This window comes from Reyranella sp. CPCC 100927, assembly GCF_007859315.1.
GTDB lineage: Bacteria > Pseudomonadota > Alphaproteobacteria > Reyranellales > Reyranellaceae > Vineibacter.
Genome location: NZ_VOHA01000003.1, coordinates 637,879 through 655,689, shown reverse-complemented (window position 1 = coordinate 655,689; position 17,811 = coordinate 637,879). Strand labels below are relative to the sequence as shown.

At 67.7% G+C, this 17,811-nt stretch carries 7 protein-coding genes; 4 read left to right on the top strand and 3 right to left on the bottom strand.

All coding sequences use genetic code 11. The features are described 5' to 3' along the window. Positions 1-85 precede the first annotated feature (85 nt). Positions 86-1,309: an ABC transporter substrate-binding protein gene (locus FQU96_RS12350; RefSeq protein ID WP_146541547.1), complete on the bottom strand. Its 1,224-nt coding sequence runs from the start codon at positions 1,307-1,309 to the stop codon at positions 86-88. A gap of 63 nt (positions 1,310-1,372) precedes the next feature. Next, positions 1,373-2,686, bottom strand: coding sequence for a tetratricopeptide repeat protein (locus FQU96_RS12345; protein ID WP_146541546.1), 1,314 nt, complete (start codon positions 2,684-2,686; stop codon positions 1,373-1,375). 465 nt (positions 2,687-3,151) lie between these two features. Between FQU96_RS12345 and FQU96_RS12340 the strand changes: the two genes are divergently transcribed. Next, a complete protein-coding gene (locus FQU96_RS12340) occupies positions 3,152-8,617 on the top strand; it encodes a filamentous hemagglutinin N-terminal domain-containing protein (protein ID WP_146541545.1) in 5,466 nt (1,821 codons plus the stop codon). A 543-nt stretch (positions 8,618-9,160) separates the two neighbouring features. On the opposite strand, the gene ftrA is transcribed toward FQU96_RS12340, so the two are convergent. Further along, positions 9,161-10,168, bottom strand: a complete 1,008-nt coding sequence (gene ftrA, locus FQU96_RS12335) for a transcriptional regulator FtrA (protein ID WP_146541544.1) — start codon at positions 10,166-10,168, stop codon at positions 9,161-9,163. Positions 10,169-10,229: 61 nt separating this feature from the next. On the opposite strand from ftrA, the gene FQU96_RS12330 reads away from it, so the two are divergent. The 3 genes from FQU96_RS12330 to FQU96_RS12320 all read left to right on the top strand — a co-directional run bounded on the left by FQU96_RS12330 (position 10,230) and on the right by FQU96_RS12320 (position 17,730). Further along, positions 10,230-10,994, top strand: a complete 765-nt coding sequence (locus tag FQU96_RS12330; protein ID WP_178130471.1) for a carbon-nitrogen hydrolase family protein — start codon at positions 10,230-10,232, stop codon at positions 10,992-10,994. Positions 10,995-11,156: 162 nt separating this feature from the next. Then, a complete protein-coding gene (locus FQU96_RS12325; RefSeq protein WP_178130470.1) occupies positions 11,157-12,758 on the top strand; it encodes a winged helix-turn-helix domain-containing protein in 1,602 nt (533 codons plus the stop codon). Positions 12,759-13,308: 550 nt separating this feature from the next. Next, positions 13,309-17,730 (top strand): S-layer family protein, encoded by a 4,422-nt coding sequence (locus tag FQU96_RS12320; RefSeq protein WP_146541541.1) that lies wholly within the window; start codon positions 13,309-13,311, stop codon positions 17,728-17,730. Positions 17,731-17,811 lie beyond the last annotated feature (81 nt).

Below are 17,811 nucleotides of genomic sequence, written 5' to 3'. Positions count from 1 at the left end.
CGCGGCAGCGTGGTGCGACGCGCTGAGGAACCTTCGCTGCGTTCAGGATGACGGCAAAGGCCGTATGCGATCGCCCTGCCCCGCCTCAGGTGCTCTCGTTCGACAGCACGCCGCCGAATACCTCCCAGCTCTCGCCCTTGAAGCGGACCATCTGGATGGCCTGGATCGGGTAGAAATCGGTCGGGCTGGTGTTGATTTGGATGCCCGGCAGCAGCATCGGCACCTCGAAATTGCGCAGGCTCGCCGCCTGCTTCATCACGTTGGCCCGGGTGAGATCATCGCCGCAGCTCTCGAGAACCTTATGCAACGTGTACGTCATCGAATAGGCCGTGACGAAGTTGAAGTCGGCGAGATTGCCGCCGGGAACGTATGTCTCCATCCAGGCGCGCCACACCTTCACGTCGTCGTCGTTCGCGAACCGCTGGTCGGTCGGATCCTTGCGGTAGAACGCCGACAGGATGCCCTGGCTGTTGGCATATCCAGCCGGTTTGATCACGGCCGCCACCGACGTCGACACGTTGTTGAGGTAATGTACCGGTTTCCAGCCGATGTCGGCCACCTTGCGGATCGCCTGGGCGGCCGCTTTCGGTGACGCGATGTTGAAAAAGACGTTGGCGTCCGACCCGCTCAGCTGGATCACCTGCGAATCGACCGTCGGATCGGTGACCTCATAGGCCACATGCTTGACGATCCTGCCCACCTCCGTGTGCAGCCCCTCGCGGAACCCCTCGTAGTAGTCCTTGCCGTAGTCGTCGTTCTGCATCAACACCGCGATGCGGGCATCCTTGACGGTGGACAGGATGTGCGACGCATAGATCACCGCCTCGGTGTGGTAGTCGGGGGTCCAGCCCATCGTCCACGGAAACGCCTTGGGCTTGCCCCACTTCGAGGCGCCCGTGGCCACGAACAGCTGCGGGACGCGCTTGGCGTTCATGTATTTCTGGATCGCCGTGTTGCATGCCGTACCCAGCGGCGCGAACAGCAGCAGGACCTTGTCCTGCTCGACGAGCTGGCGTGCCGCCTCGACCGTTTTGGGCGGGCTGTAGCCGTCATCCAGCGATATGAACCTGATCTTGCGGCCGTTGATGCCACCCCGGTCATTGACCATTTTCCAGTAGGCATCGTAGCCGCGGCCCAGCGCGCCATAGGCGGATGCCGGACCGCTGTAGGCACAGATGTTGCCGATCTTGATTTCGGTATCCGAAGCGCCCTCGTCGTACTTTCCTTTACGTCCATGCGCCACGCCGGCCGCCAGCAACGCCGCGCTGGCCGATGCACTCGCCACAAATCCCCGTCTGGATGTGCGCATGGTTGTCCTCCCTGATCGCCCTCCGGCGAGCCCTCTCCAGCCGCGCAGCGGGGAGGGCAAAATTCACGCCATCGCGGTACGCCACGCCGTATCGCGCTGCGAGGGCCGTCGATGCAGGCGGCCGTCGAGCAGCGCGCGGGCCTTCGCCGGCTCGCCGCCCTTCATCCAGGCCACCAGCAGCGTATCCTCGACGATCTCCCGCTGGGCATGGCTGCCCCCGATGCGCACCACCTCGGCGGCGACCGGCTCCAGGATGCGGGCGCAGCCCTGGTAGTCGCCGTCGATGAAGGCACGCGCCGCGCGGCAGATCGCCGGCACCACCGGCCCGGCGGCCAGCTTGCCGTCCCTGACCCGCGTTTCCAGCGTCTCGATGCGCTGATCGAGACTGGCGCGGTCACCGGTCACGGCCGACACCATCGCCATGTGCACGTCGGCGAAGGTCACGCCGGCTTTAGGGAAGGCACGTCCGGCATAGGTGGCCACATCGTCCCATGCATTCCTGGGAACAGCATGGCCGTACACGCCAAGCCGCCACAGCAAGGCGGCGCCGTCGGTGACGACATTGATCGGCGGCGCGGCCGAAACCTTGGGCTGGATACGCTCGGCATAGATGGCGAACGCCCGCGCACCGTCACCCTGCTCCAGCGCCAACAGCGCCTGATGCCAGGAGATGTGGCCGTGCAACAGCCCGCTGCGATCATAGCCCGGCAGCCAATCGGCGATCAGCGCTTCAGCATCGGCGGTCGAGCCGTCCTCGAACATCGCGTGCGCCAGGGCATGCGCGCCATGCGCATTCTCGCGCCGACGCTCGAAGCCGCGCTCGGTGAGCTGGCGGCCGGCACCGACGCTGCCGTTCTCGGTGTACGACCAGCCGAGATAGATCAGGAACCACCAGTCGTCGCCATAGTGGCGGGCGTACCGCTCGCACAGATCGACACGCGCCTGGTCGTGATCGGGCATGCCGGAAAACGCGAACAAGCCGAACGCACCCAGCGGCAGCGAGAGGATGAAGGCATCACGCGGCCACGTCTCCAGATGGGCCAGGGCCTGTTTCAACGAAGCGGCTGACTGGCCTTCCATGCCCAGCGCCAGGATCTCGACATGACTCTTTTCGCGCGCCGTGCCGTTGGCCGCGACCAGCGCACGCGCCGCCGCGATCCCGGCCTTGGCCTCGGCCCCGCGGGCATAGAGAAAGTGCTCGCGCGCACGGGCGGCATGGGCCAGCGCGAAATCGGGATCGGCCGCGATCGCTTTGTCCAAGGCCTCCGCCGCGCCCGGCCACGCCGCCAGCATGCAGTCGATGCCGTTGCGGTAAGCCGCAGCCGCGGTCTCGGACGACGTCGAAAGCGGCAGACCGTAACGGTCGAAAGAGGCCATGTGCGCGGCTCCAGATGTGGTCGATGGAGAGTCTCCAGACGATCCATTGTGCGCACGAAACGCAGAGAGTCCAACGTCCTTTGCACACAGGTGCGATGACCGATGCCGGCATGACGGCGCATCGGCACTGGCGATGTTTTTGTTGACGCATCACGCCGTGACCGGCTCAATCAAAAGATCTTTAATCCTGGTCTTCGATCTTCAATTTCAATTTTGTGCAAGTTGGGAGTTGCGCGTTGGCGAGATGAGTGCCGGTTGCGCTGAATGCAGCGCGATCCAGACGCCGCCGCTTCACAGCATTTCACCGCGGCTGAACGGGCACGAACGACAAAAAAGCTGTCCATGCCGGCACACTCAAAGCGTTGGCCTTGAGCATGCCGTGGTGTTGTCGCGCGGATCGCGGCCTTCTCTGGCCAAAGACGGGCGCGCGAAGGGCTCGGAGCACACAGTCAGTGGAGTACGGGTATGGGACAACGGCGGAAATCGACGATCGTGAACCCGGCGCCGACCCCGGCCGTCATCCGCGCTGCGCGATGCCCCACGCGTGGTGGACTGCTCGGCGCCACGGCCATGGCTGCTTTGATCGGCTGGGGCGTACTCACGTTCGCGACGCCAGCCGACGCGCAATTACCGACAGGCGGAACAGTTGTCGGTGGCTCCGCCACCATCACGACCGGCGCCAACCAGGTCACGGTCAATCAGACCACGAACCGCGGCGTGATCGACTGGCGCAGCTTCTCGATCGGCCAGGGCTCGCGTGTCGACTTCCGGCAGCCGAATGCCAGCGCGGTCACGCTCAACCGTGTCACCGGCCCTGACCCGTCGGTGATCGCCGGTCAATTGACGGCCAACGGCCAGATCGTGCTGGTGAATGGCGCCGGCATTCTGTTCGCCAACGGCGCACAGGTGAATGTCGGTGCGCTGGCCGCATCGACGGCGACCATCAGCAACCCGCAGGCGTTCATGGCGGGCGGCAAGATCACGTTCGACGTGCCCTCGCCCACCGCCAATGCCGGTGTCGTGAACGAAGGCACGATCACGGTACAGGATGGTGGCCTGGTGGGCCTGGTCGGCAACATGGCGGCCAACCACGGCGTGATCAATGCGCGGCTGGGCCGGGTGACGATCGGCGGCGCCGAGACGTTCACGGTCGACCTGGCGGGCGACGGCCTGATCAACTTCCAGATCGGCCAGCCCGTGACGCGCCAGCCGGTGGATGGCGAGGGCAAGAAGGTACCGTTGGCATCGAACACGGGCACCATCAACGCCGATGGCGGCGTGGTGACGATGACGGCGCGCGCCGCAGGCGGCGTTGTCGACAATGTGGTGAACGTGGGGGGTGCGATCCGGGCACAGGCGGTGAGCCAGGAAGGCGGCGTGCTGGTGCTGGGCGGCGAGGATGGCGGGACGGTGGACGTCACCGGCAAGCTGGATGTGTCGGGCAAGAGCCTGGGTCAGCGCGGCGGACAGGTTGTTGCGACGGCGCGCGGCGGCAAGGTGAACGTGGCGGCGACAGCGGTGATCGATGCGTCAGGTGCCTCGGGCGGCGGACGCATAAACATCGGCGGCAACTACCAGGGCAAGGGCCCACTGCCGAACGCGCGCGACACGCGGGTGGAGGCCGGCGCGCGGATCAACGCGGATGCGACAACCCAGGGCAACGGCGGCGACGTGATCGTGTGGTCGGACAACGCGACGGTGTTCGGCGGCACGATCTCGGCCAAGGGCGGTCTGAAGGGCGGCGACGGCGGCCTCGTCGAGACGTCCGGGAAGGTCGACTTGTCGGTGCTGCCCAGTGCCCGGGTCGACACGAGCGCGGCGTTTGGCGGGACGGGCCTGTGGCTGCTTGATCCCCAGAACATCACCATTACGGCAGCGGATGCGACAACGATCAGCGGCCAGCTGGAGACGACCAATGTGATGCTGAACACATCGGGCCCGGGTACTGACGCAGGTGATATCACGCTGAATGCCGGCGCGACGATCAGCTGGACGTCGGCCAACACGCTGACGCTCAATGCCGACCAGAACATCACAATCAACGGCACGATCTCTGCGACCAGTGCCGCAACCGGCAACCGGCTGATCCTCAACGCGGCCCGGACGGATCCTGGCGGCGGCATCAGCGGCGGTGCCAACAGCGCCATCAACGTCGGCGGCGGCACGCTGACGGTGACGGCGGGTACGGGAAGTATCCTTCTCCTCCAGACACTCGTGAGGGCTGGCGTCTTCAACTTCACCGTCGTCGGCGGTGGTGTCGAGGTCAATAATCCCGGCAATGCCATCGGCACGCTGGCCACCGTGCCGAGTGGGCAGACCGGCGCGGTATTCCCGTCCATCGTTATCAGCAGCAGCACGCCGCTGACGATCGGCGCCGGCGGGATCACGGCCTTCCAATCCGTGACGATCACATCGTCGGACCTGACCGTGAGCGGAAGTATCACCACGGCCGCAGGTCAATTATCGCTTGTGGCGGCAGGCGGGATCCTGCAGACGGCCGGCACCATATCGGGCGCCGATATCGCGCTCACCGCAAACACCGGATCCATCATCCAGACGGGCGGTAACATCGCGATCAGCCCCGGACAGATCAGCATCGGACGCCTCGAAATATCGGCGGCCGGCGCCGTGCAGCTTGCCAGCACCACCAACAATGTCGACCGTCTCGTGGGCGCGGCCGGGACTGATTTCCGCTACGTCGATGCCGACACGCTGGAACTGGGTAGTCCCGTTGGCACCGGCGCCGTTGGCGGCATCGGCATCGGCGCCGGGCGATACCTCGATATCGCAGCCGACGGCTTCACGATTCGCGCCGGCGCCCAAATCGGCGTGGTGACGGCGACGGGTGCCGACAACCCGACCGGTGTGATCGTTCTGCGGCCAGCGACAGCCGGCACGGCCATGACCATCGGCGGCACCAGCGGCACGGGCCTGACCGAAGCCGCGCTGGTCACGGGCATCCGCACGGGGACCTTGCGCATCGGTTCGATCGGTCGCGCCGCCGGCACGGCGTTGGGCGGCGCAACCACCGCCACGGAAAGCGCTGCCGGGGCCATCACCATTCAGGGCCTCGATCTGTCTGCGGCAGCGGTCCAGACGCTGGTGCTCGAATCCGGCGCCGCCGGCGCGGCGATCACCCAGTCGGCGACGGATCCTCTACTGGTGACGGCGCTGGCCACCGCCACGCGGGCCGATGCCAATGTCGTGTTGCGTGGCGGCGCGTTGAACAACGAGATCGGCACGGTCGCCCACGTCCTGCGCATCAGCGATACCGAGGCTGGCATCACCACGGGTCTCTATTCTCTCGATGTCCGCTTCGGCCTGACCATCGGCATCCTGGGTTCGGCGACACTGCCGCTGGTGGGATTGCGCAGCGGCGGCGCGACGCCGGGCCTGCCGGCGAACACCGCCATCGTGGCCGGCGCGGTCGACCTCAACACAGGCCCCGGCGGCCTGCTGATCAACAATGCCATCGTCACCAGCGGCGGCAACGTGACGCTCACCGCCTTTCCCGGCAGCATCACCAGCACCGCCGAAGGCATCATCGATGTCGGCGCCGGTACGCTGACCATGACGGCCGGCGGCATCACGCTCGGTGCGGCGCCGGTCACGGCCGGCGCCGTCAATTTCATCGCCGACGGCGGTGCTTCCATTGACAATCCCGGCAACGCCATCAACGCGCTGGCGACGGCGGCGAGTTCGGCAACGGGATCACCGGTCAGCCACGTGTTCATCAGCAGCAGCGTGCCCATGACCATCGGGTCCGGCGGCCTCACCGTGTCGGGTTTCACGGACATCGACTCCGCCGGGCAGCTCACCGTGAACGGCAGCATCGCCGGCCAGAACTTCGTGAACCTGCGGGGCAACGGCATCGTCCAGACGGCCGGCACCATCGCGGGGACCAGTGTCTTTCTGACCGCCGGTGCCGGCACGTCCATCATCCAGGTGGGCGGCAACATCACCAGTTCGGTCGGAGATCTCAGCGCGCGCGCCGGCGGAGCCGTGCAGCTCACCAGCGCCACGAACAACGTGGTGACTGTCGTCGGATCGGCGGGCACGGATTTCCGTTATGTCGATGCCGATACCGTCGTGCTGGGTCGCGACGCGCAGGGAATCACCATCGGCGCCGGGCGCTACCTCGACATTTCGGCCGATGGCATCGGTATCGCTTCCGGGGTGCTGGTCGGCGCGATGCTGGCCGGCGAATCGCGTGTCGACAATCCAACCGGCGTGACCGTGCTGCGCCCGACCACAGCGGGTACGCCTGCCGTGATCGGCGGCACCGGCGGCACGGGCCTCACGCAAGCCGCACTGAGCGCCGGCATCCGTACCGGCACCTTGCGCATCGGCTCGATCGGCCGCGCCGCCGGCACGGTGCTGGGCGGCGCCACGATCGCCGGTGAAAGCGCCGCGGGCGCGATCACGGTGCAGGGCCTCGACTTCAACGGCAGCGGCGCGGCCGTCCGGACCCTGGTGATCGAGTCGGCCGCCGGCGGCACCGCCATCAGCCAGACGGCGCCGATCGTCGTGAATGCGCTGGCCACGGCCGTGATCGGCAGCGGCGCCGTCGAGCTGACCCAGGACAACTCGGTGGGCGCGCTGGCCCATGTCGCCCGCATCAGCGACTCGGCGCTGGGAATCCAGGGCGGCACCTATCGCTACGTTGACGGCTCGTCGATCCCGGTGATCACCGTGGCCGGATCAGGCACGCCCCTGATCGGCCAGCGCGACAGCGGCGCTGCGCCAGGGGCGCCGCCCCGCAGCGCGATCCTGACCGCGGGCGGCGACGTGACCCTGGTGTCGCGCACCGGCAGCATCGAGTTCATCAACGGGTTGGCCGCTGTCGGCGCCACGGTACGGCTGAGCGCGGCCGACCAGATCTTCCAGAGCGCGACAGGCGGCATCGTGGCCAACGCGCTGCTGGCAGCGGCCGGCGGCGCCATCGACCTGTCGACGGCAGCAGGCCTCAACAATGTGCGGTTCCTCTCGGGATCGGCGGCCGGCGCCGGCGAAGCCCCTGGCGACTTCCGGCTGATCAACGCCGCCAGCGTCACGGTACCTGCCGGTGGCGTTGGCGGCGACAGCCTGGTGGCAACGATCGCGGGCGTGCATGCGGGCGTCGGCGCCACCCTGGAGCTGGCGATCGGTACCGGCGACATCACGGTCGACAATGCGGCACTCACGGCGACAGACGGACTGGTCCTGCTGCGCCGCATCGCCGGCGCCACCGGCAGCGAGATCATCCTGAACAACGTGTCGTTCGACACCGGCAGCGGATCGCCGAACCTGGTGGTGCTCGACCTGACCGGCAGCCCTGCCCTGTCGCCCGGCAACTTCGCGGCATTGAAGTCGAGCATGACGCCGCCCAGCGGCACATCGGCGATCGCGCCGGGCCCCAATCCGGATGGCGGCATCCTGTTGAGCAACGTCAACGCCGGCAACACGACGGTGTACCTGCTCGGTGGTCCCGGCGCGACCATTGCCGGCAGCGGCACCTACGGCCTGCTGGGTGTGTACGTCGCGCACGGCAATCCGATCGCGCTGACCGGCAGCGTGCGGCAAATCGACCCCACGACGTCGCATGCAGTGACGGCGCCGTTCAGCGAGCCGTTTGACGCCACGCGATTCGCCGGCTTCTACGTGCGCCGGCAAGGCGCGGTGGTCGACATACAGACATTCAACGGCTGTCCGATCGGCGGTATCTGCCCGCAGCTCGACGTCGAGATCCCGCCGTCGGTGCAGCGGCCACCGGACAATCCGGGCCGCTTCGTCGGCGTACCCGATCGGCTGCAGCTCGACTTCGTCGCCGACCGTGCCGTGCCGACGCCGCTGGGCCTGTCGACCGTGATCCTGGTCAACCAGGGCAACGAATACTTCTTCAACGTCGACGACGAAGAGCGCCGGCACCGCGCCGCGCGCGGCGGACAGTGAGCGTGTTCCGATCGAACAGGCGCATGCGGTTGCTCGACCTCCGCTGTCATCCCGAGCGCAGCGAAGGACCTTGCGGCGCGCCAACCCGCACAAACGCGCGGTCATGAGAAGGAAGACTTCACCACAGAGGCACAGAGGCACACAGAGACAAGGCATGGCGCATCTTCGGCGTGCGCGAAGATTGGTCTCTGTGTTTTCTCCGTGTCCTCCGTGCCTGAAAGGAAACGGTACATCTTCGCTGGGAGCGCGCCGCTAACAAGAAACAACAGTCTCGGAGCCAGGACGATCATTCCTGGGAGCGCGGGCGTCTCGCCCGCATCTCCGGTGAAAGCGTAGCTTTCGCCTTTGCGCGCAGCGCCGAAGCATGAGCGGGCGGGACGCCCGCGCTCCCAGGGGCTCGCTTCGCTCGCAACTTGTGGTCGGCGTAGCCGGTGGGAACTCTGTGGTGAAGTCTTCATCCCGTACATGCGAGCCGGTGCGGTCGACGCACCGCAAGGTCCCTCGCTGCGCTCGGGATGACAGCGTGATTGAATGGGACCCACCCTAGACGCGGAAGCTCGATCGGTATCGCTGCGGGCTGGTGTCCAGGCGCGTGCGGAAATGGTGGCGCAGTGCGTCGGCCGAACCGAAGCCGGTGCGTGTCGCTACGTGCTCGATCGGCAAGTCGGTCGCTTCCAGCAGGCTACGCGCCTGGGCCATGCGCGCCTGCAGGATCCATTCACCCGGCGCTGAACCCGTGGCCGCCTCGAAGCGTCGGATAAAGGTGCGGCGGCTCATGCGCGCCCGCGCCGCCAGGCTTGCGATCGTCAGCTCGCGATCGAGGTGGCGCTGCGACCAGGCCAGCAACGCCGCCAGCGGATCACCCTCGGTCGACACCGGCCGCGGGATGAACTGGGCCTGCCCACCATCGCGGTGCGGCGCCACCACCAGGCGGCGCGCCACGTCGTTGGCAATCGCGGTGCCGAAGTCGCAGCGCACGATGTGCAGGCAGAGGTCGAGCCCGGCGGCGCGGCCGGCCGACGTCAGGATGTCGCCGTCATCGACGTAGAGGACGTCGGGATCGATCCGCAGATGCGGGTAGCGTCGCGCCAGCACGTCGATGTTGGCCCAATGTGCCGTGACGCGCCGGCCCTCCAGCAGGCCGGCCGCGGCCAGCACGAACACGCCGGAGCAGATCGAAACAATGCGGGCACCGCGGCGATGGGCACGACGCAACGCATCGAGCAGCGGCTCGGGTGGTGTCGCCTCGACGTCCTGCCAGCCGGGCACGATGATGGTCCCTGCCCTGGCCAGCGCCGGCAGGCCGAGATCGGCCACGATCTTCACGCCGCCGTTGGCGATCAGCCGCCGTCCCGGCCGGTCGGCGCAGACCATGACGCGATACCAGCCGCGGCCCATGTCCGACAGACCGAACACCTCGATGGCGATGCCCATTTCGAACGTGCTGACGCCATCGTATGCCAGAACGGCAACCATGGTGTTGCGTGGCCGGGGACGCCGCGGCGCGGCGACCGTGTTGACGATTGGCATGATCTTCACGATAGCTGTCATTCGTGCCAATGGTCAACGACACGCTGACCGCTCATCATCGGTCCCTCAGGAGGATGAGGCCATGAAGATCACGGTCTGCGAATTTCCCGACGACACCGCGGCCATGGCGCCGGCATGGGACCACCTGGCGACGACGCTGGCGGCGGCGCCCACCGACCTGCTGGTGCTGCCGGAACTGGTGGCATCGGGCAGCTTCTGGGCACAGCCCGTGTTCGATGCCGCGGTCTGGCGCGATGCGGTCGCACGCCACGAGGATCTGTCAAAGCAGTTCGAACGCCTGGCGGCACGCCGGATCCTGGGCACACGCGCCATCGAGACCGGCGGCCAGCGGTTGAACGAGAGTTTTCTGTGGACGCCGGCACGCGGCATGGTTCCCGGCCGCGCCAAAGCCTGGCTGCCGCAACAGGAAGGTGGCTGGGAAGCCACCTGGTTCGACCGCGCGCCGCCGGTGGTCGACGTCGTGGACGATGACGGCCTGCGCTTTGCCATGCTGATCTGCAGCGAGGTCCAGGTCAGCCCGGCGCCGCGCGCCCTGGGACAGGGCGGCGTGCAGCTGATCGCCGTGCCGCGCGCCACCGGCGGGCATCACCGCTGGGAGGTGGCGACGCGCATGGCCGCGATCGCCGCCGGCGCCTTCGTCGCCAGCGCCAATCGTCGCGGCGACAACCCCGCGGCCGGCAATTTCGCGGGCAGCAGCTGGATCATCGGACCGGACGGCGATGAGCTCGCGCGTACCGACGCCGCCCATCCGGTCGTCACCGTCGAGATCGACCTCGCGCTCGCCGACGCCGCCAAGCTGACCTACCCGCGCAACGTCGCAGACTGACCGTACGATATGCCGCGTACCGGGCGCTTCCGCCAACGGGCGCGCCCGAAAGCCATGGCGCCAGTTGCCGCTCTTCGGTACTGTTCAGCCAGTCGAAGCAGCGTTGCGCCGGTATGGTCCGGCGTTGCGTCAGTTTGTGGTAACTCTCGCCGGAACCCGGACATGTCCGAGGAAGGCATTTTCTTTGGGCATTGGCGGCTGCTGCCGCGAACCAGGACCCTGGTGGCCGACGGCGAGCGCATCGTGCTCGGCAGCCGCGCCATCGATATCCTGCTCGCCCTGATCGAGGCCGGCGGCGACATTGTCGATCGGGACACGCTGATCGCCCGGGCATGGCCCGGCAGGGTCGTCGAGGAAACCAACCTGACCGTGCAGATCTGGGCGCTGCGCAAGGCATTTGGCGCCGAAGGGTCCGAGATCATCGTCACCGAGTCCGGCCGCGGCTACCGCTTCGGCGGCCCGCTGAAGCCCGTGGCAGCGCGGGCGCCGTCGCCATCGGTGGGAACGTCGGCGGACGGACGGCCACACGGCCCGTCACTGGCGGTGCTGCCGTTCACCGACCCCGGCGCGCAGTCCGGCCACTCGCCCATGGCCGACGGCCTGGTCGAAAACCTGATCACCTGCCTGTCGCGGATCCGCTGGTTCTATGTCCTGCCGCGCAATTCCGCGTTCAGCTTCCGGGGTCGTGACGTCCCTCATGTGGCCGTCGGCCGCGAGCTTGGCGTGGGCTACGTCGTCACCGGCACGGTGCAGCATGTCGGGTCCCGCATGAGGGTCCACGCCAACCTGATCGAGACGGCCAACGGCGTGCAGGAGTGGAGCGACCGTTTCGATCACGCCACGGACGATGTGTTCACGCTTCAGGACCAGGTCGTCTCCAGCATCGTGAGCGGGCTCGAACCGGGATTGCAGCGTGCCGAGGTCGAGCGCCTGCAGCGGCGGCCGACGGAGTCGCCGAGCGCCTATGCCGCCTATCGGCGGGCGATCGCCGCCATGGCGCCGTTCACGCGCGACAATTGCGCGAAGGCGCTGGCCCTGCTCGAGCAGGCGCTGGCGATGGATCCGGACTACGCATTGGCGCTGGTCGGGGCAGCGCGGTGTCGCCTGTGGCGCGTATCGCAACGCTTTGTCGAGGATCCGCTGGCCGAAGCGGCCGAGGCCATCCGCTTGCTGGAGGCGGCACTGGCAGTGGCACGGGACGATCCGCACGTCCTGGCCCAGGTCGGCTTCATCTTCAGCTACCTGGGACACCGGCGCGATGCTGCCGTGGCGATGGTTAGCCGCGCTGTCGACTTGTATCCGAATGCATCGTGCACGCGCGCGACGGCGGGCTGGGTCCACATCTATCAGGACGATCCGGTGACGGCGATGGCGCACTTCGAGGAGGCGCTGCGTGTCGACCCGGTCGACCCGGAGGCCGGCGGCTGGCTGGCGGGCCTGTCGGCCGCACAGCTCATGCAGGGTCACCACGACTCCGCCGTGCGCTGGGGCGAGCGCGCCATCGCGGCCAGCCCGGAGGTGTTGACGGCCCACCTGGCCCATGCCGCCGCCCTGGGTATCGCCGGCCGGCCGGCCGCGGCCGCCGTCGCTGAACTGCTCGGGCTCGATCCGCGGTTCAACCTGGCCGACTACAGCCGGCTGCGCAACCGCTGGTCGCACGGCCGGTGGTTTCCCCAGCTCATCGACGGCATGCGCCGCGCCGGCGTTCCAGAGCAGCCTGCGGCGGAAAAGACAGCGGCGCTCAAGCTCGTGCGCCGGGGGTAAGGCTCGGGATCCATGAGGGTGTTGCGTCACGACGGCCGCCATGGACTGGTGCGCGGCCATGCCGGCGCGTTTGGCGTCGGCGCCGGTCACGCTCCACCCGAGGACCAACCAAAGCCAGCGACATCACGATCGATTCCTTGAACGATCGGGCATGGGAACGCTGAAACGCAGCGGACTGAGCGCGGTCCTTGTTGTGATGCGCTGATCGCCGCGGCGGCGGTCACGACGCGATCTCTTGCGTCCACGCGCACGATGTTAGCTGTTGACGCCTTGCGCCGTGGGCGTCTCAATCGACAAGCCTTCGGTCCTTCATTTTCAACCTTGTGCAATTTGACAGAGAAATGAATGCCGGTCGCGCCTTGTGGCCCGCGATACGGGTTGCCGCTTCAACGATATTTCACCGCGGCTGGACCAGCACAGAAGACAGAATAGCCATCCATCGCAAACGAGGACGACGCCCCGCTTTGGCTGCTTCTTGTCGCGCACGGGCTCACCGACCCTAGACGGACGCCGGTGCTGAAGCGAGGCGTACAGTGAGTGGAGCGCGGACATGGCACGGCGGCGGAACCAGAGCACGGTGCGGATCCCAACCGTCATCGAGACCGCGCGGTATCCGGCGCGCGGCGGACTGCTGGGGACCACGGCGCTGGCGGCCTTGATCGGCTGGAACGCGCTCGCGTTCACCACGCCGGCCGGCGCGCAGCTGCCGACCGGCGGCACGGTGGTGGGCGGCAGTGCCACCATCACCACCGGCACCAACCAGGTGACGGTCAACCAGACCACCAACCGCGGCGTGATCGACTGGCGCAGCTTCTCGATCGGCCAGGGTAACCGCGTCGACTTCCGGCAGCCGGGCGCCAGTTCGGTGACCCTCAACCGCGTCACCGGCCCTGATCCGTCGGTGATCGCCGGCCGGCTGACCGCCAACGGCCAGATCGTCCTGGTGAACGGCGCCGGCGTGCTCTTCGCCAACGGCGCGCAGGTCAATGTCGGATCGCTGATCGCATCGACCGCCAACATCGCCAGCAGCCAGGCCTTCATGGCGGACGGAAAGCTGGCGTTCGATGTGCGCTCGTCCAACCCCAACGCCGGCGTCGTCAACGACGGCTCGATCACGGTGCGCGACGGCGGCCTGGTCGGTCTCGCCGGCAACATGGCGGCCAACAACGGCGTGATCAACGCCCGCCTGGGTCGTGTCACGATCGGCGGTGCCGAGACGTTCACGGTCGATCTGGCGGGCGACGGCCTGATCAACTTCCAGATCGGCCAGCCGGTGTCGCGCCAGCCGGTCGATGACCAGGGCAGGAAGCAGCCGCTGGCGTCGAACACCGGCACCATCAATGCCGACGGCGGCGTGGTGACGATGACGGCGCGCGCCGCGGGCGGTGTCGTCGACAGCGTGGTGAACGTGGGCGGTGCGATCCGGGCCCAGGCGGTGACGCAGGAGAACGGCGTTCTGGTGCTGGGCGCGGTGACGGCGGACGCCGGCAACGGCGGCACGGTGAACGTGACCGGCAAGATCGACGTGTCGGGCCGCACCATGGGCCAGCGTGGCGGCCAGGTGGTCGCAACGGCGCAAGGCGGCAAGGTGAATGTCGCGGCGACGGCGGTGATCGACGCCTCGGGCGCCTCCGGCGGCGGCCAGGTCAACGTCGGCGGCAGCTACCAGGGCAAGGGCCCGCTCGCCAACGCGCGCGACGCGACGGTGGCGGTTGGTGCGCGGATTGCGGCCGATGCGACGATGCTGGGCAACGGCGGCACGGTGATCGTCTGGGCCGACAACGCCACCGTGTTCGGCGGCACGATCACCGCGAAGGGCGGGCAGAAGGGCGGCGACGGCGGGTTTGTGGAAACGTCGGGGAAAGGCACGCTTTCAGTCTTACCGGGAGCAATGGCCAACGCCAGCGCGACAGCCGGTCGAGCGGGCACGTGGCTTCTTGATCCGACTGATATGACGATCGATGCAACGCAGGCGGCCGGGTTCAGCACCGTTCTTCAGGGCGGCACCGATGTCGTCATAACGACATCGAGCGCCGGAAGTGACGCAGGCGACATCACGTTGCTGGCCGGGGCGAACATCACCTGGACGACGACAAACACGCTCACCCTGAACGCGGACCGCAGCATTATTATAAATGGTGTGATCTCTGGAACCAACGAAGCGGCCGGTATCCGCGCGACTCTCAATGCCGGCATTACCAACACTGTAGGCGCCGGCATCACCGGTACAGGCACCATCGACGCTGGCGGCGGGACGCTGGTCCTGACCGTCCCTGGCCTCGGCAGCGTCAGCCTCACCTCGGCCACGGTGAGTGCGGGATTGGTGGACTTCAATACCGGCAACGGCATGTTTGCCAACAACGTTAACAACAACATCGCAGCCGTGAGGGGCTCGACTCCCGGGGGGGTCGGCATCACCACAAAGGGCGCGCTGACGGTCGATCCTACTGGCGTTGCGGCCGGCGCCATCAACCTGCAATCAGGCGGCGACCTGACCGTCAACGGTCCCGTAGCGACAGGCGCTGGGACGTCCTTTGATCTGCGCCTGTCGGCCGGCGGGCAGCTTTTTGTGAACGCCAATGTCACAAGTGCCGGCCCCTCCGCATTCGGCGCTCTCCTGGAGTCGACCGGCGGATCCGTCTTCGTGGTCAGCACGGCCACCGTGTCTTCCGCGACCAACCTCAATGTGACCGCCAATAGCCAGATCGTCGTTGGCGGTGTCATTTCAGCAAGCAACACCGTGGACATGAGCGCCAACGGCAGTGTCGGCGGGGTGGGCATTCTGCAAACAGCCGGGAAGATCTTTTCTAATCAATCGACGACGCTCAGTGCGACAGCCGGTGACATCGTTCAAACGGGGGGAACCATTTCCGGCCCCAGCATCAATCTGAGCGCCTCGGGCAACATCGTCCAGACAGGTGGCAATATCGTCGAGACGGCGAGCGGCGGCGGCGCAACGCTCGTGGTGAACGCGGGGGGCTCGGTCGATCTGTCGAGCGCAAGCAACGATGCGATTACTCTGGTCGGCTCGGCGGGCGGCGATTTCCGCTTTGTCGACGCGAACACGGTGACCATTGGCCAGGCCTTCACCGTGCCGATTGGGATCACGATCGGTGCCGGGCGCTATCTCGACATCGCGGCCAACACGATCAATATCCAGGCGGGGGCGCGGATCGGCGGCATCGCGACAGGATCGCCCGGTTCGTCGTTCCCGGCGGACAACCCGACGGGTGTGACGGTGTTGCGGCCGACGACGGCCAACGCGCCGATGGTCGTTGGCGGCGCCAGCGGTACGACGGGCACGCTGTTGACCGAGGCCAATCTGCTCGCCAGTGTCCAGACGGGCACGCTGCGGCTGGGCTCGATCGGCCGTGCGGCCGGTCTGCAGCTCGGCGGCGCCACGACGACACTGGAAAACCCGGCCGGGACGATCACCATTCAGGGCCTGAACTTCTCCGGCGCCGGCCCGTTGCTCCAGCGCCTGGTGCTGGAGTCGGGCGCCGCCGGTCTCGCGATCCAGCAGACCGGGGCCATCCGCCTGACGCGCGGCGGCGGCTTCGACGGCGCGCTGGCCACGGCGGTTCGCGGCAGTGGCTCGGTCGAGTTGACGAATCCGAACAACTCGGTGACCGGCCTGGCGCATGTCGCGCGCGAGAGCGACGCGACGCTGGGAACCCAGACCGGCACCTTCCGCTACGTCGATGAGTCATCGATCCCGGTGGTCTCGGTGGCCGGATCGGGCACGCCGCTGATCGGCGACCGCAACAGCGGTGCGGCGCCGGGCGCGCCGGCCAACAGCGCGATCCTGACGAACGGCGGCGACGTCACCCTGGTGTCGCGCACCGGTAGCATCGAGTTCATCAACGGGCTCGCTGCCATCGGTGCCACCGCGCGCCTGAACGCCGCCGCCGACGTCTTCCAGAGCGCGCTCGGCGGCGTCGTGGCCAACGGCCTGCTGGCCGTGGCCGGCGGCGCGGTCGATCTGTCGACGGCGGCCGGCCTCAACAACGTGCGGTTCCTGTCGGGCTCGGCAGCGGGCGCCACCGAAGGCGGCCTGGGCGACTTCCGGCTGATCAATGCCGCCAGCGTAACGGTGCCGGCCGGCGGCGTGGCCGGCGACAGCCTGGTGGCGACGGTCGATGGCGTGCACGCCGGCATTGGCGCCACCTTGGAGCTGGCGATCGGCAGCGGCGACATCGTGGTCAACAACACGACGCTGACAACGACCGACGGCCTGGTCCTGCTGCGCCGCGTCGCCGGCGCCACCGGCAGCGAGATCATCCTCAACAACGTGTCGTTCGACAGCGGGTCGGGGTCGCCCAACCTCGTGGTGCTCGACCTGACCGGCAGCCCGGCTTTGTCGTCCAGCGGCTTCGCAACACTGAAGTCGAGCGCGACACCGCCCAGCGGCACCTCGGCGATCCCGCTGGGCCCCAATCCCGACGGCGGCATCCAGCTGACCAACGTCAATGCCGGCAACACCACGGTGTACCTGGTCGGTGGCCCAGGCTCGACCATCGCCGGCAGCGGCACGTACGGCCTGCTGGGCATCTACGTGGCGCACAGCAACCCGATCGCCCTGACCGGCAGCGTGCGGCAGATCGATCCCACGACAGCACATGCCGTGACGGCGCCGTTCAGCGAGCCGTTCGACGCCACGACGTTTGCCGGCTTCTACGTGCGCCGACGCGGTGCGGTCGTCGACGTGCAGACGTTCAACACGTGCCCGATCGGCAGCGGCATCTGCCCGCAGCCCGACATCGAGATCCCGCCGTCCGTGCAGAGGCCGCCGGATGATCCCGGACGCCAGGTCGGCGTGCCCGATCGGCTGCTGATCGACTTCGCCACCGAGCGTCCGGTGCCGACACCGCTGGGGCTGTCGACCGTGATCCTGGTCAACCAGGGCAACGAATACTTCTTCAACGTCGATGAGGAATTGCGCAAGCAGCGCGCGGCGCGGGGCGGAAAATGAGCCCACGTCGCTTCGCCGGTGTTCCACAGCAGCCCGCGGCGGAAAAGACGGCGGCGCTCAAGCTCATCCGCCGCGGCTGAA

Excerpts from the sequence above, each read along its gene's own strand:
- FQU96_RS12325 (WP_178130470.1), top strand. The coding sequence starts at position 11,157 with ATGTCCGAGGAAGGCATTTTCTTTGGGCATTGGCGGCTGCTGCCGCGA.
- FQU96_RS12340 (WP_146541545.1), top strand. The coding sequence starts at position 3,152 with ATGGGACAACGGCGGAAATCGACGATCGTGAACCCGGCGCCGACCCCG.
- FQU96_RS12330 (WP_178130471.1), top strand. The coding sequence starts at position 10,230 with ATGAAGATCACGGTCTGCGAATTTCCCGACGACACCGCGGCCATGGCG.
- ftrA (WP_146541544.1), bottom strand. The coding sequence starts at position 10,168 with ATGACAGCTATCGTGAAGATCATGCCAATCGTCAACACGGTCGCCGCG.
- FQU96_RS12320 (WP_146541541.1), top strand. The coding sequence starts at position 13,309 with ATGGCACGGCGGCGGAACCAGAGCACGGTGCGGATCCCAACCGTCATC.
- FQU96_RS12350 (WP_146541547.1), bottom strand. The coding sequence starts at position 1,309 with ATGCGCACATCCAGACGGGGATTTGTGGCGAGTGCATCGGCCAGCGCG.
- FQU96_RS12345 (WP_146541546.1), bottom strand. The coding sequence starts at position 2,686 with ATGGCCTCTTTCGACCGTTACGGTCTGCCGCTTTCGACGTCGTCCGAG.